This is a genomic window from Ruegeria sp. BB1, from assembly GCF_056539465.1.
Genome location: NZ_JBQFVB010000003.1, coordinates 139,695 through 154,430 on the forward strand (window position 1 = coordinate 139,695; position 14,736 = coordinate 154,430).

Below are 14,736 nucleotides of genomic sequence, written 5' to 3' on the forward strand. Positions count from 1 at the left end.
GCTGAGAGGAAATGGCAAAAGCAATGAGCGGACAAAAACCTGTGACCCCTTCACCTGATGGTCTGGCAGCATCAGTCAAAGCAACCAAATCCAAGGGTTTGCCGCCTGTTCACCTGTGGAATCCTCCGTTTTCCGGCGATCTGGACATCAAGATCGCAAAAGATGGCACCTGGAGTTATTTAGGGTCGCCCATCAACCGGTTCGAGCTTGTGAAGCTTTTTTCCTCAATTCTTAAGAAAGAAGACGGGAAGTATTACCTGGTAACCCCGGTGGAAAAGGTTGGAATCACCGTCGAGGATGCGCCCTTTGTGGCCGTCGATTTCGATATCGAAGGGGAAGGTGACGGGCAAAGCGTGACTTTTAGCACGCATGTCGGTGACCGCGCTGTGGCGGGGCCGGATCATCCCATCCGCATTGTCATCGACGAGGAAACAGAAGAGCCGTCGCCCTATGTATTGGTGCGCACAAACCTTGAGGCGCGGATTGATCGTAAAAGCTTTTACCGCCTTGTGGACCTTGCCCAGCATCAGGATGGCTGGTTCGGCGTTCGGTCGGGGGGGCGGTTTTTTCCTTTGATTCCGTCCGAGGACCTGCCGGATTAAGCCCGTCGCGGGACCCGGCGATCCTGCGCCAGAACCACAGCGACAGCGACGATGCTCGCGCCCAGCGCGCGGGTCCAATTCCACTCTTCGCCCAATACCAACATGATCAGCATCACATAGAAGGGTGCGATGTTGATATGAAACGAGGCCAATGCCACGCCCAGCTTGCCCACCGACGCGATGAACAGCACCTGACTCAGCCCCAGCGAAACCAGCGCATAGATGACCAGCATCCCCATCTGCTGCACATCAATCGGTGCCGAGGGCAGGATATCCATGCCAGCCTGACCCGCCGCAAAGAACAGGAATGCAGCCACGATCAGCCCCCCAACCAAGGTAATCGTGCTGCGCCCGGTCTGGCTGAGTTCGGGGAAATCCCGCGCTGTCGCCATGCTGGCCCAACAAAACAGTCCGGTTGACAGGATGGCACAGCCCGCACCCAATCCCAGCTGCGCCGGAGCTACCGCACTGGTGGCAATCAGCCCGCCGACGATCGACACGACCAGACCCACCGCAAAATTCCACCGCAACCGCCGTGTGCCGGTCGCCAGTTCCAACAGCGTCGCGAACAAAGGCGCGCAAGAGGCGATGATGGCCACTGTCACTGGGTCAGTCAGTTTTTGCGCCACAATGATCAGGAACATGCCAGCGCCCAGCGTCCCGCCAACAAACAACGCATGTCCCCAACGGGCGCGCAATACGCGTGACGGTCCGTCAATCAGCAACCAGACCGGAACCAGAAACGCCACCGCCAATACCAGTCGTGCGGCAAACAGGGCCACCGGAGGCCAGCTTTGCAACAGCACCTCGGCGGCCGGAAATCCCGCCGCCCAAGTCAGCATGGATGCAACCGCCAGACCATTGCCAGACACCGCGGATGTCCGTCCGCCAGACACAGTAAGGGCGTTCCCGCGCACGGGGTCAGGGCTCATTGCCATCGTGTTCAAACCTTCTGTTGGCACGGCGCGCAAAAATGATTCGCCGCGTTGCCCCAAAAGTCTCTAATTTGATCCAGGCGATCTGGCCGATTTTCGACAATCTGTCGTTTTTGATCCCCTTCCCCAAAAATCGCCGTCCCGTTAAGGTCCGGCCAACAGCTGCCCGAGACCGCCCATGCCCAAATTTGCCGCCAATATCTCACTGCTCTTTGCTGAGCTTCCGTATCTGGAGCGTTTCCAGGCGGCGGCCGACGCCGGGTTCAAAGCGGTCGAAATTCTGTTTCCTTATGAACTGGCTGCAAAGGAAACGCGCCGCGCGCTGCTGGCAAATGGACTGGAACTTGTTCTGATCAACGCGCCGCCGCCCAATTACACCGGGGGTGAGCCCGGCTATGCCGCAGTTCCGGGCGGCGAGGCGCGGTTTCAATCCGATATCCGCCGTGTCTTGCGCTATGCCGAGATCCTACGACCAGGGCTGATCCACATCATGTCGGGTTATGCCACGGGTTCGGACGCGCAGGACTGTTTCGTGCGCAACCTGCAATGGGCCGCCGATTTTGCCCCGCAACAGCAGTTCACGATCGAACCGCTGAATCCGGTTTCCCAGCCCGGGTACTTTCTGAACGATTACGATCTGGCAATGCAGGTGCTGGACCATGTGAACCGCCCCAATGTCGGCCTGCAATATGACAGCTTTCATGCTCATATGATCCACGATGACGCGGAAACTGTCTGGAATAGCTTTCACCCGCGGATCGTCCACGCCCAGATCGGCGCCGCCCCCGACCGCTGTGAACCGGGGCGCGGACCGACAGATTTCCAACGTCTGTTCGAAGCGATGGACGCAACGGGTTATTCCGGCTGGGTCAGCGCCGAATATATTGCCTCCACGTCACGAACAACGGACAGCCTTGACTGGATGCGGGGCTAGCTCTGGCGTTTTGACGGAAAATACAGCACATCAAGGGAAACAAGACCATCAGGATGCCCGCAATGATCCCCGCCCGCTTTTCCCGCGCCTTGTTCAGCCTGATCATGTCGGGCCTCATGTCCTGCCTGGTGACAGGGATCGCGACGGTAAAAGCCATCGGGTTTGGCCCCAACACCGTCAGCGACTGGATAGCGTCCTGGGCCTTTTGCTGGCCCATCGCCTTCACCGTCATCCTGCTGCTTGGCCCATCCGTGCAACGGTTGGTCAACCGCCTGGTCAGGCCACAGGACTGACCCGCTGTGAAGAGGGCCCGCCGGGCCTGATGAACTGCGCCGCCCTTGTTTTTAGCAGCTAGTGCGCCTCGGCCCAGTTGGCCCCTTGCCCCGCGTCCACGCTCAGCTTTACATCCAACTTCACCGCCGGGTCCGATGCACCTTCCATCACATCGCGCGCCACGTCGATCACCTGATCCACCGCGTCCTCGGCCACTTCGAACAGCAATTCGTCATGCACCTGCAACAGCATCTTTGCGGGTAACCCATTGATCGCATCCGGCATTCGAACCATTGCGCGCCGGATCACATCCGCTGCTGTGCCCTGAATTGGGGCATTGATCGCCGCCCGGCGTGAAAATCCTGCATGCGGTCCCTTGGCGTTGATTTCGGGCGTATGGATTTTGCGCCCAAACAGCGTCTGCACGTAACCATGCTCTTTGGCAAAGACGACGGTGTCGTCCATGTAGCGGCGAATACCGGGGAACCGCTCGAAATAACGGTCGATGAAACCCTGCGCCTCGGCTCGTGGGATGCGCAGGTTGCGCGCCAGACCAAAGCCCGAGATGCCATAGATCACACCAAAGTTGATCGCCTTGGCCTGACGGCGGATATCCGGCGTCATCTCGTCCAGCGGCACATCAAACATCTCGGACGCGGTCATAGCGTGAATGTCCAAACCATCTGAAAACGCTTGTTTCAGAGCCGAAATATCGGCGATATGCGCCAGAATCCGCAATTCGATCTGGCTATAGTCGAGACTGACCAGCACATTGCCCGGCTCGGCAATGAACGCCTCGCGTATGCGCCGCCCTTCTTCCGTGCGCACCGGGATGTTTTGCAGGTTGGGATCGGTCGAGGCCAAACGCCCCGTGTTCGCCCCAGTGATCGAATAAGATGTATGCACCCGGCCCGTATCCGGATTGATATGGGTCTGCAGCGCGTCGGTGTAGGTCGATTTCAGTTTGGACAGCTGCCGCCAATCCAACACCCGGCGCGGCAACTCATGCTCGGTTGCCAGATCTTCCAAGATATCCGCCCCGGTCGAATATTTACCGGTCTTGCCCTTTTTGCCGCCTTCCAGACCCATCTTGTCGAACAGGATCTCACCCAGCTGCGCGGGTGAGCCGACATTGAAGTTCTCTCCCGCCAGCTCATGGATTTCAGCCTCTAATCCCGCCATTTTCTGTGCAAACGCGTTCGACATGCGGCTCAGGACGTCGCGATCGACCTTAATGCCGTGCATCTCCATCTCTGCCAAAACCGGCACGAGAGGGCGTTCGAGCGTCTCATATACTGTGGTCACCTGCACCTGATGCAGTTGCGGCTTGAACAGTTTCCACAGGCGCAGAGTGATATCCGCATCCTCGGCAGCGTAAGCCGTAGCTTCATCAATCGGAACCTTGTCGAAGGTGATAGCCGACTTGCCCGAGCCCAACAGCGGTTTGATCGGGATCGGCGTGTGGTTCAGATACCGTTCGGACAGGGTATCCATACCATGTCCGTGCTCGCCCCCATGCATCGCATAGGACATCAACATGGTGTCATCGATCGGGGCCACGTCGACGCCATACCGTTTGAATATCTTGGCATCGTATTTCATGTTCTGGCCGATTTTCAGGATCGATGAATCCTCAAACATCGGTTTCAGCAGGGTCAGAGCCTCATCCAACGGCATTTGCCCATCGGCCAGCGCATCCGATCCGAACAGATCATCCGTTGCGCTTTCGCGATGAATCAGCGGTAAATAGCAAGCTTCACCCGCCTCAACGCACAGTGAGATACCCACCAGCTCAGCGATCATTTCATTCAGCCCGGTGGTTTCGGTATCGACCGCGACCCAGCCACGCTCATATGCCTGATCAATCCACCTTTGCAGCGCCCCGGCATCGCGTACACATTCGTATTTCGACGCATCAAAGGGTACGGCCTCAGCCTCGGCCTCTTCGACCGCAGTTGCGGGCGCATCAGCGATTACCGGGGCCTCGGCCCCCAACTTGTCGGCGATGCGCTTGGTCAGGGTGCGAAACTCCATCTCGGCCAAAAAGCCCAGCAAAGTGTCCGGTTCGGGGTCTTTCACCTCCAGATCGTCCAGGGTGAAGTCCAGCGGAGTATTCTCATCCAATTGCACCAGCTTTTTCGACAGCTCGATCTGATCACGCTTTTCGATCAGCGTCTGGCGGCGTTTGGGCTGTTTGATTTCCTCAGCCCGGTCCAGCAGAGATTCCAGATCGCCATATTCGTTGATCAGCAGCGCCGCAGTCTTAATCCCGATCCCCGGCGCACCCGGCACGTTATCGACGCTGTCACCTGCCAGCGCCTGCACGTCGACCACCCGTTCCGGCCCAACACCGAACTTTTCGAACACCCCATCGCGGTCGATGCGCTTGTTCTTCATTGCGTCCAGCATTTCCACGCCGCCGCCGACCAACTGCATCAGATCCTTGTCCGAGCTAACGATTGTCACCCGTCCGCCGGCATCGCGCGCCTGCACGGCGAGGGTCGCGATGATGTCGTCGGCTTCATAGCCCTCCAACTCTTTGCAAGCGATGTTGAACGCCTGCGTCGCCTCGCGCGTCAGTGGCATCTGCGGGCGCAGATCTTCGGGCATCGCCTCGCGGTTGGCCTTGTACTGGTCATACAGGTCATTGCGGAAGGTGTGCGATCCCTTGTCGAAAATCACGGCCACATGGGTCGGCGCGTCCGGCCCGGCGTTTCCTTCGACATATTTCTGCAGCATGTTGCAGAACCCAGACACAGCGCCAATCGGCAACCCGTCGGATTTTCGCGTCAGTGGGGGCAGCGCGTGATAGGCCCGAAAAATAAAAGCTGATCCGTCGATCAGATGCAGGTGACATCCTTTTCCGAAATTGCTCATGTACGCGCTCCGTTCTTGTTGGGAACGGTTCTGCCACAGGGCCGTGCAGGTGACCAGCGCAGAAGACAAACAAACTGCGGATCCGCTTGCTTAGCCGAGGTTGAATACCCTGCGCGCCTTATCCCAGACCAGCCCTGTACGATCTGCGATTTGCTGCAACTGCTTGTTTAGGGACCGATCATTCAAACGACGGCTCAGTGACCGCAGGGGAACAAGGTTACGCTCACCATACCCATCGATCAGAAGAAACATCCGGGTCTGACCGCGCAACCCGTAGACGATGTTTTCCGCGTGGATGTCACGGCCCACAATCTGCAGTTCGAACAACTTTTCCACAAAACGGTTGAGGTCACCCAGCATCTGATCGCTCAGCCCCTGCTGTCGGCACATCGACAAAAGATGGTTCGCAAGCTGGCCATCGCTGGATTGAATCCGTTCAACCACAACCCCCGGCCCGACATCTGTCTGCACAACGCCGAACGACCGCGCCAATGGCAGCTGCGCGATTTCCTCACCGCTTTTCAGCGCGGCTTTCATCTCACATTCGATCTCTTTCAAGGCGTTGCGAAAGGCGGTGTCCGGCAATATCCGCCGCACCAACCGTTTAGAGAACGAGCGGTTCCGGCGTGTACGGGGCCGTGTCACCTTGATCAAAAGCGCGGGCTGATCCGGGTAGGCATACACATTTCTGTGGCCGCCTTTTGCCAGTGGCTCCTTATCCGATAGCCGCAAAAGCTGCACTGCATATGGCATCCGGCCTCCGTTTCGCGCGGCACCTGCCACTCTGTCAGCTTTGTGCCTGGCTGCCGGACAGCACAAATTTGCAATCACAGTACGGACACTCGACCCAACCGATATCCCCGGGGATTTGCAGCCAGACGCGCGGATGGCCCAATGCGCCTTCCCCGCCGTCACAGGCGACACGGGCGGTTTCGACGATCTTGGTTTCCGGCGCTTCGATTGTCACGGCTGGCGATCCTTCTTCGGTTGTCGGCCTCGCGGGCATGCATTAGGTGCGTTTATGAGCGATGAGCAAACCGGGGGCAAGGGTCACATGGCCGATGCGGCAATCAGGATCGAAGGGCTGCGCAAAACCTATCGTGGCGGCAAGGGCCAGCCCGAGAAGAGCGCATTGAAAGGCATCGACCTGACCGTTCCACGAGGGTCAGTCTTTGGCCTGCTGGGGCCGAACGGGGCCGGAAAATCGACCCTGATCAACATCCTGGCCGGGCTGGTGGTGAAAACCTCGGGCCATGTGTCGATCTGGGGCTACGATCAGGACCAGAGCCCTCGCCAGTCCCGTGCTGCCATTGGTGTGATGCCGCAGGAACTGAACCTCGACCCGTTCTTCACCCCGCGCGGTGCGCTTGAGGTACAGGCTGGCCTTTACGGCGTGCCCAAAGCACAGCGCCGCAGCGATGAGATTCTGGAGCTTGTTGGCCTCAGCGACAAGGCCGAGGCCTATGCGCGAACCCTCTCGGGCGGGATGCGGCGGCGGCTGCTGTTGGCCAAGGCGCTGGTGCATCATCCTAAGATCCTTGTGCTGGATGAACCGACGGCTGGCGTGGATATCGAACTGCGTCAGATGCTGTGGGCCAATGTGCGCAATCTGAATGAACAGGGCATGACCATCATCCTGACCACGCATTATCTGGAAGAAGCACAGGAAATGTGCGACGAGATCGCCATCATCAACCACGGCGAAATGATCGCGCAGGACAGCACCGCCAACCTGCTGGGCCGGGTGGACAGCCGCACCATGGTGATTGCTCCGGACAGCCCGATTGTGAATCTTCCCACAACCGAAGGCGTCGAAGCCGCTTTGCGAGACGATGGCACCCTGGTATTGAGCTATCGCAGCGCCCAGACCAGCGCCGAACAGGTTCTGGAATCCGTACGCTCTGCCGGCATTCGCATCCGCGATGTTCGTACCGAAGAAGCGGATCTCGAGGATGTCTTCCTCGCCCTCACCTCATCCCGCGCGAATGAAACCCCGGCGGACGATCAGGATCAGCCGCGCCGGGGCATGCACCGGGTCAAGCTTTAGACCCGGTCGATTCGGGCCTGGTAGCAATTGTTTCGCGCGGATCGGACGTGGATATAGCTCACATCGGGGCGGGCAAAGATATCCCTGACCGCAGTGGCAATCTGGTCTGTGGCTGTGATCGCTCCGGTGCCATAGACGATCCGGTCATCGGTTCCGTAGCCCTTGATCAGATAGTCGGGTGACGTGGTCAGAATTTCAGGCAGCCCTTTCCCCTCGTACCGCTCACACTGTGCAGCGCATAGAAATATCGGACCCGTTTCCGCGTAAGGATGTGTCTCTAGAAAAGGCCGGTGCGCCAATATTAGCATCTCTTCGCCCTCAGGAATATTCTGCAGGCAATGGCGGCATGGATTGCCTGTGCCTGTGGATGTCGCGCGCTCTGGCGTGGCACCATAAGCATCCGTGTGACCAGCCTGAAGGGCGCGCACTTCGTCGGTTGCCAATGCGGTGATCTTGAACATTTTGCGTCTCCTTTTGCCCAATCATGCCCACCCGGAAAATCCCAATCGACCCGTTTCCTGCGCAAAGGACTCGAAAAAGAACAAAACGTGAATATAATATGGAATCGCCATGTATGCCGAACTGTCGATCACGTCGAATTTTACCTTTCTCACCGGGGCTTCACATCCCGAGGAATATATGGAGCGTGCCGTCACCCTTGGCCTACCGGCCATCGCGATTGCCGATGACAATTCGGTCGCCGGAATCGTCCGTGCCCATACCCAAGCGCGCGAAATCGCCCGCAAGGTACGTGAACGGCTGGAGTGGGAAGCGCAGAACACCTCTATCGGCCCACCTTGCCCCGATCACATCCCCAAACCGCCCTCTTACCCCATCCACGCGGTGCCGCGCCTGATCCCAGCGGCGCGGCTGATCTTTACCGACGCGCCCACCGTCACCGCCCTACCCCTGAACCGGCAGGGCTGGGCCAACCTGTGCCGTATCCTGTCGGCTGGCCGCCTGCGCGCCGAAAAGGGCGACTGCATTCTACAGCTGTCCGATCTGCTGGAGTTTTCCGACGGTCTCCACCTGCTGCTCTGGCCACAGGCGACACCGTCTCCGGGCGGCGCGAACGGATGGCGGACACAGGCGCAACAGCTAACGCGCCGCTTTGCCGGGCGGATGCATCTGTTGATGCACCCCCGGTATGATGGCGCAGATACTGTCTATTTCTCTTTATTAGAGACTGAATCAAAGCAACTCGGCATTCCCACCCTAGCCAGTGGCACACCGCTGATGCATCACGGCACCCGTCGCAAGCTGGCCGATGTGGTGACCGCCATCCGCCTACGCCGCAAAGTCGATGAGCTCGGTCGCGAGGCGCTGGCCAACGGGGAACAGCGCCTGCGGTCTGAGGCCGAGATGCTGCGGATATTCAAAGGCCACGAAGGCGCGGTCACCCGCGCCCATCAACTCAGCGAACAGCTAACCTTTTCTCTGGACGAGCTGCGCTATGAATATCCCAGCGAGGGCAGCGATCAGGAAACCCCGACCCAACGCCTGCACCGCCTGGCGCATGAGGGTTTAAAATGGCGCTATCCGGCGGGCGCGTCGGAAAAGGCGCAAAAGATGCTGGCGCATGAACTGACCCTGATCGGTAAGCTGAAATACGAGCCCTATTTCCTGACCGTCCGCGACATCGTCCATTTCGCCCGCTCGCGCGGTATCCTGTGCCAGGGGCGGGGCTCGGCGGCCAACTCGGTGGTCTGCTTCTGCCTTGGCATCACCGAAGTCAGCCCCGAGATGGGCACCATGGTCTTTGAACGCTTCGTGTCCGAGGCCCGCGATGAGCCCCCCGATATCGACGTCGATTTCGAACATGAACGGCGTGAAGAGGTGATCCAGCACATCTACGACCGCTATGGCCGCCACCGTGCGGGTCTCTGCGCCACCGTGATCCACTATCGCGGCAAACGCGCCATTCGTGAGGTCGGACGGGCGATGGGCCTGACAGAAGACACCATTTCAGCCTTATCCTCACAACTCTGGGGCTTTTTCTCTGCCGCCGGGCTCGAGGCTGAACGCATGCGCGAAATCGGTCTCGACCCCGAGGATCGCCGCCTAAAACAGACTCTAATGCTGGTCTATGAGATCAACGGCTTTCCCCGCCACCTTTCGCAACATGTCGGCGGTTTCATCATCACCGAGGGGCGTTTGGACGAGCTGGTCCCCATCGAAAACGCCACGATGGAGGACCGCACGGTCATCTGCTGGGATAAGGACGACATCGACTCTCTGGGTATCCTCAAGGTCGATGTCCTCAGCCTCGGAATGCTCACCTGCATCCGCAAGGCGTTTGACCTGATCGGCCAACACCACCAGACCAGCTATACGCTGGCCACCCTGCCGCCCGAGGACCCAATGGTTTATGACATGCTGTGCAAGGCAGACAGTATCGGCGTGTTTCAGGTAGAATCACGTGCGCAGATGAACTTCCTGCCCCGGATGCGGCCACGCAATTTCTATGATCTGGTGATCGAGGTCGCCATCATCCGCCCTGGCCCCATCCAAGGCGACATGGTCCACCCCTATATCCGCCGCCGGAACGGAGAGGAGGAGGTCCGCTTCCCCTCGGACGCGTTGGGCGAGGTGCTTGGCAAAACGCTGGGCGTACCGCTGTTTCAGGAACAGGCCATGCAGATCGCCATTGTCGGCGCGGGTTTCACCCCGGAACAGGCCGACCGCCTGCGCCGGTCGCTGGCAACCTTCAAGAAACATGGCAATGTCAGCGAATTCCGTGCGCTGTTCCTGCGCGGCATGCAGCGCAATGGCTATGACGACGACTTTGCCGAACGCTGTTTTTCGCAGATCGAGGGCTTCGGCTCTTACGGTTTTCCCGAAAGCCACGCGGCCAGCTTTGCGCTGCTGGTCTATGCCTCGGCCTGGATCAAATGCCACCATCCCGGCATCTTCGCCTGCGCGCTGCTGAACTCACAGCCGATGGGGTTTTATGCGCCTGCCCAGATCGTGCGCGATGCGCGCGAACATGGGGTTCAGGTGCGGCCGGTCTGCATCAATGCCAGCTTTTGGGACAATGTGATGGAGCCTGACGGCCATGGCGGGCTGGCCCTGCGGCTGGGTTTTCGCCAAATCAAGGGCCTCAGCGAGGAAGACGCCAGCTGGCTGACCGCCGCACGCGGCAACGGCTACACCCAGGTCGATGATGTTTGGCGCCGTGCCGGGCTGGGGCCGTCAGTGATCGAACGGCTGGCCGAGGCCGACGCCTTCGCCACTTGCGATCTGACCCGGCGCGAGGCGCTGTGGCAGGCCAAGGCGATTGCGACTGCCAAACCGCTGCCGCTGTTCTCGCGGGATCTGGAGGGCGAGGCGCTGGACGAGCCCGAGGCCTATCTGCCTCAGATGACATTGGGCGAACAGGTGGTCGAGGATTATGTCGCCACCCGTCTCAGCCTCAAGGCGCATCCGGTGGCCCTGCTGCGGCATATTCTGACACCGGACCAGCGCGACAAAACCACCCCTGTAGCGTAACCCCTGAACCGGCTATTGACCGCGAACAGAATCGAAACCCCGAGATCACCCATGTCCAGACCGCCCCTGCCTCCGCGATTTCCCGCGACGCCCGAGCAAATCAACGCGCAGGTCAGCGCTTTCTATGCGCGTGTCCGGGAAGACAATGTGCTGGGGCCGATCTTCAACCGACATGTCGATGACTGGCCCGCGCATGAGGAAAAAATTGCCGCCTTCTGGCGCAACGCCATCCTGTACGAGCGTAGCTATGACGGCAATCCACAGCGGGTTCATATCGAGCGGCCCGATGTAAAACCCGAATTCTTCGCCCATTGGCTAGATCTGTTCGAAGAGGTCGCCACCCGGATGCTGCCACCGGAAACCGCCATTCCCTGGGTCGCCTTGGCGCGTCGTATCGGTGTGGGGATGAAAGCGGGTGTTCAGTCTGCCCGTCAGCCTAAGGACGCGCCACCGATCCTGCGATGATCGGATATCATACCGGCTTTGACATGTTAGCGGTAAAATAGGGGCTATCAGACTCTGCAAAATGGGTTTATGCAGCGCGAATAGACAGCCCGAGATCACTCCGTGCCGCCCTAAACACCGCACATCACCCGAGGCCAGACTCATGAGCACTCAAAACACTACCCTCCGGGGTCTTGGCTATGCGTTTGCAGGCTTTGCAGTTTTTGCGAGTCATGACGCACTGATCAAAGTGCTGGGCGGGACCTATTCGGTGATGCAGATCATCTTTTTCGCAACGCTGTTTTCCTTCGTGCCGATGGCGGTGACAATCCTGACCGACCGGACAACCGGGAACTTCCTGCCCCATCACCCTTGGCTGGTACTGCTTCGCTCGACCTTGATGGTTTCGTCCATGGTCTGTGCTTTCTATTCCTTTTCGGTTCTGCCGCTGGCTGAGGTCTACTCGCTGCTGTTTTCCTTTCCGCTGATCGTCACCGTCCTGTCGATTCCGATTTTGGGAGAGGTCGTCCGCGCCCAACGCTGGGCTGCTGTCGGCGTCGGCCTGATCGGCGTGCTGATCGTCTTGCGTCCTGGCGCGACCGATATCACATTGGGCCACCTCGCCGCCCTGACGGCCGCGTTCTGCAGCGCCTTTGCATCCGTTCTGGTGCGCAAGATCGGGAATGAGGAACGCTCGGCCGTATTGATCTTATACCCGATGCTGCTGGCCATTGTGGCGATGAGCCTTGCCCAACCCGCCGTGTATCTGCCGCCCTCGCTGCTGCATCTGGCAATGATGGCGCTGGTCGGCGTGTTCTCGGTGATCGCCCAGCACCTGATCATCCTTGCCTACCGCGCCGCGCCCGCCGGTGTCATTGCGCCCAGCCAATACAGCCAGATCATCTGGGCCACGCTGTTTGGTATGATCTTCTTCGGCGAAAAACCCGATGCTTGGGTCGCAGTCGGGGCCAGCATCATCATCGCATCCGGCGTGTTCGTGGTTTGGCGCGAAAGCCGGACGAACACTTCGTCAGCGAACACCCCGGTTCTGCGGGTACGATCTCCGCGAGCGGATACTGGGGCAACGAGGCCAGGCTCGTAGCTTCGGAGTGCTACATGAGCCTTTACTTGTCTTTGGGTCTGATCTTAAGGCTTCCGTTTGTACCTGCCTCCTCAAATTTTCCTGTTGCACGAACAAGATCACTCAAGCGTCCGAACCCGTATGATCGCGTGTCAAAAGAGGGGTAATTCTTGAGCAGTTGATTTCCGAGCCAGCCAAGCTCAGCCCATCCGTCGGGTTCTGCGGACTTGAGCACAACATTCCGAATGAGCTGAAAGGCGTGGTTGATTTCCTTTATTGGCGCCAAGTTCTTTCTCTTGGCGTCGCTCGTAGCCTGTGGTTCATCCTTTTTGATGTTTTCGATTGAAATGTAGCGGTTGCACGCAGCCTTGAAAGCCCAAGGTGCCTTCTCCTCGCCAATCCCGAACACGCTCAACCCCTGTTCGCGGATGCGACTGGCAAGCCGGGTGAAATCGCTGTCCGAGGACACTAAAACGAACCCGTCGAACCGGCCCGAATGTAAAATGTCCATCGCATCTATAACCAGGGCGATGTCACCAGCATTCTTCCCAATAGTGTTGGCGAACTGCTGATGGGGAACGATGGCGTATTCCGCCAGTTTCTCGGCGCTCCAACCCTGCGGAATGTCACCCGAGAAATCTCCGTAGATCCGGCGCAGACTAGCCTCGCCCAACGTGGCGACTTCCTCGAATATCTCGGAAACATGCTTTGCCGAAATATTCTCGGCATCAATCAGAACGGCTAGGCGTTCCGTGGTCGTGTCGGTCAATTTGGTCCCTCAATTCAGATGTTTATCAATGATCTGAAGATAAGAGGCAAAAAGGGCGGGTTAAACCCCGCCCGTTTAATTTCTGGTTGTCAGTAGACCACGACCGACCGGATGCTCTCACCCTTATGCATCAGGTCGAAGCCGTGGTTGATGTCGTCCAAACCCATGGTGTGGGTGATCATCGGGTCGATCTCAATCTTGCCGTCCATGTACCAGTCAACGATCTTGGGCACATCGGTCCGGCCTCGAGCCCCGCCAAAGGCTGTACCACGCCATGACCGGCCGGTGACCAGCTGGAACGGACGGGTCGAGATTTCGGCCCCGGCAGGTGCCACACCGATGATGATCGATTCACCCCAGCCCTTATGCGCCGATTCCAGCGCCGCGCGCATTACGCCAACATTGCCGGTGGCGTCAAAAGTATAGTCCGCGCCGCCCTTGGTCAGGTTGACCAGATAGGGGACCAGATCGCCCTCAACTTCGGACGGGTTGACGAAATCGGTCATGCCAAATTTCGTGGCCATTTCCACCTTGGACGGGTTCAGGTCAACGCCAACGATCTGATCAGCTCCGGCCAGACGCAGGCCCTGGATCACGTTCAGGCCGATACCGCCCAGACCGAACACGATGGCGCGGCTGCCAATCTCGACCTTAGCGGTGTTGATCACCGCGCCGATACCGGTGGTCACGCCACAACCGATATAACAAATCTTGTCGAACGGAGCGTCCTCACGCACTCTGGCCAGCGCGATCTCGGGCAGGACCGTGTGGTTCGCGAAGGTCGAGCAGCCCATGTAGTGCAGAATCGGATCGCCATCCAGCGTCGAAAAGCGCGAGGTACCATCGGGCATGAGGCCCTTACCTTGGGTTTCGCGGATCGCCTGACACAGGTTGGTCTTGGGGTGCAGACAGTATTCACACTCGCGACATTCGGGGGTGTAGAGCGGGATCACGTGATCGCCCGGCTTCAGGCTGGTCACTCCCGGGCCGACCTCGACCACCACGCCCGCGCCTTCGTGGCCCAGAATGGCGGGGAACAGGCCTTCGGGGTCAGCACCCGACAGTGTAAATTCATCGGTGTGGCAAATGCCGGTGGCCTTGATTTCCACCAGAACCTCGCCCGCTTTGGGGCCTTCGAGGTTTACTTCCATCACTTCCAAGGGTTTGCCGGCCTGAACGGCGACGGCGGCACGGGTACGCATATCGTTGTCTCCCTGTCTTCTTTGCCCCGACCCTGCGTCAATCGCAGAGGGTTTTCAACTGCGCTTTGGTGACAGATCGGCTA

At 59.0% G+C, this 14,736-nt stretch carries 14 protein-coding genes; 7 read left to right on the forward strand and 7 right to left on the reverse strand.

Annotated elements, in window-relative coordinates:
* Nucleotides 1-23 precede the first annotated feature (23 nt).
* Complete coding sequence (locus tag ACR0AL_RS10020; RefSeq protein WP_170396677.1) at nt 24-602, forward strand: DUF1285 domain-containing protein; 579 nt, start codon at nt 24-26, stop codon at nt 600-602.
* Here ACR0AL_RS10020 and ACR0AL_RS10025 read toward each other — a convergent pair.
* The gene (locus ACR0AL_RS10025) at nt 599-1,534 is read right to left on the reverse strand and encodes a DMT family transporter (RefSeq protein ID WP_170360879.1); all 936 of its coding nucleotides are present in this window, start codon (nt 1,532-1,534) and stop codon (nt 599-601) included. The two genes, ACR0AL_RS10020 and ACR0AL_RS10025, sit on opposite strands and share 4 nt — an antisense overlap.
* Nucleotides 1,535-1,715: 181 nt before the next feature.
* On the opposite strand from ACR0AL_RS10025, the gene ACR0AL_RS10030 reads away from it, so the two are divergent.
* Together ACR0AL_RS10030 and ACR0AL_RS10035 are read left to right on the forward strand one after the other, a co-directional pair.
* Nucleotides 1,716-2,471 carry a hydroxypyruvate isomerase family protein gene (locus ACR0AL_RS10030; protein ID WP_480662857.1) on the forward strand — a complete coding sequence of 252 codons (756 nt, stop codon included), beginning with the start codon at nt 1,716-1,718 and terminating at the stop codon, nt 2,469-2,471.
* Nucleotides 2,472-2,533: 62 nt separating this feature from the next.
* Complete coding sequence (locus ACR0AL_RS10035) at nt 2,534-2,764, forward strand: DUF2798 domain-containing protein (RefSeq protein WP_170349700.1); 231 nt, start codon at nt 2,534-2,536, stop codon at nt 2,762-2,764.
* Nucleotides 2,765-2,822: 58 nt separating this feature from the next.
* On the opposite strand, the gene polA is transcribed toward ACR0AL_RS10035, so the two are convergent.
* The 3 genes from polA to ACR0AL_RS10050 form a co-directional block, all read right to left on the reverse strand.
* Nucleotides 2,823-5,621 (reverse strand): DNA polymerase I, encoded by a 2,799-nt coding sequence (polA, locus tag ACR0AL_RS10040; protein ID WP_480662859.1) that lies wholly within the window; start codon nt 5,619-5,621, stop codon nt 2,823-2,825.
* 90 nt (nt 5,622-5,711) lie between these two features.
* Nucleotides 5,712-6,374: a YrbL family protein gene (locus ACR0AL_RS10045; RefSeq protein ID WP_480662861.1), complete on the reverse strand. Its 663-nt coding sequence runs from the start codon at nt 6,372-6,374 to the stop codon at nt 5,712-5,714.
* A 34-nt stretch (nt 6,375-6,408) separates the two neighbouring features.
* Complete coding sequence (locus ACR0AL_RS10050; protein ID WP_480647658.1) at nt 6,409-6,588, reverse strand: zinc-finger domain-containing protein; 180 nt, start codon at nt 6,586-6,588, stop codon at nt 6,409-6,411.
* Between the two features lie 87 nt (nt 6,589-6,675).
* On the opposite strand from ACR0AL_RS10050, the gene ACR0AL_RS10055 reads away from it, so the two are divergent.
* Nucleotides 6,676-7,668, forward strand: a complete 993-nt coding sequence (locus ACR0AL_RS10055; RefSeq protein ID WP_480647798.1) for an ABC transporter ATP-binding protein — start codon at nt 6,676-6,678, stop codon at nt 7,666-7,668.
* Here ACR0AL_RS10055 and ACR0AL_RS10060 read toward each other — a convergent pair.
* The gene (locus ACR0AL_RS10060; RefSeq protein WP_480662863.1) at nt 7,665-8,129 is read right to left on the reverse strand and encodes a DUF1203 domain-containing protein; all 465 of its coding nucleotides are present in this window, start codon (nt 8,127-8,129) and stop codon (nt 7,665-7,667) included. The genes ACR0AL_RS10055 and ACR0AL_RS10060 overlap by 4 nt on opposite strands.
* Before the next feature lie 109 nt (nt 8,130-8,238).
* Here ACR0AL_RS10060 and ACR0AL_RS10065 point away from each other — a divergent pair, with 109 nt between their 5' ends.
* The 3 genes from ACR0AL_RS10065 to ACR0AL_RS10075 all read left to right on the forward strand — a co-directional run bounded on the left by ACR0AL_RS10065 (nt 8,239) and on the right by ACR0AL_RS10075 (nt 12,703).
* Nucleotides 8,239-11,157, forward strand: coding sequence for an error-prone DNA polymerase (locus ACR0AL_RS10065; RefSeq protein ID WP_480662865.1), 2,919 nt, complete (start codon nt 8,239-8,241; stop codon nt 11,155-11,157).
* Between the two features lie 51 nt (nt 11,158-11,208).
* Nucleotides 11,209-11,622 (forward strand): group III truncated hemoglobin, encoded by a 414-nt coding sequence (locus ACR0AL_RS10070; protein ID WP_170515655.1) that lies wholly within the window; start codon nt 11,209-11,211, stop codon nt 11,620-11,622.
* 142 nt (nt 11,623-11,764) lie between these two features.
* On the forward strand, nt 11,765-12,703 hold the full coding sequence (locus ACR0AL_RS10075) for a DMT family transporter (RefSeq protein ID WP_480662867.1): 939 nt from the start codon (nt 11,765-11,767) through the stop codon (nt 12,701-12,703).
* A 22-nt stretch (nt 12,704-12,725) separates the two neighbouring features.
* Here ACR0AL_RS10075 and ACR0AL_RS10080 read toward each other — a convergent pair whose 3' ends face one another.
* Nucleotides 12,726-13,451, reverse strand: a complete 726-nt coding sequence (locus tag ACR0AL_RS10080; protein WP_480662869.1) for an NYN domain-containing protein — start codon at nt 13,449-13,451, stop codon at nt 12,726-12,728.
* Between the two features lie 89 nt (nt 13,452-13,540).
* Nucleotides 13,541-14,653, reverse strand: a complete 1,113-nt coding sequence (locus tag ACR0AL_RS10085; protein WP_480662871.1) for an S-(hydroxymethyl)glutathione dehydrogenase/class III alcohol dehydrogenase — start codon at nt 14,651-14,653, stop codon at nt 13,541-13,543.
* Nucleotides 14,654-14,736 lie beyond the last annotated feature (83 nt).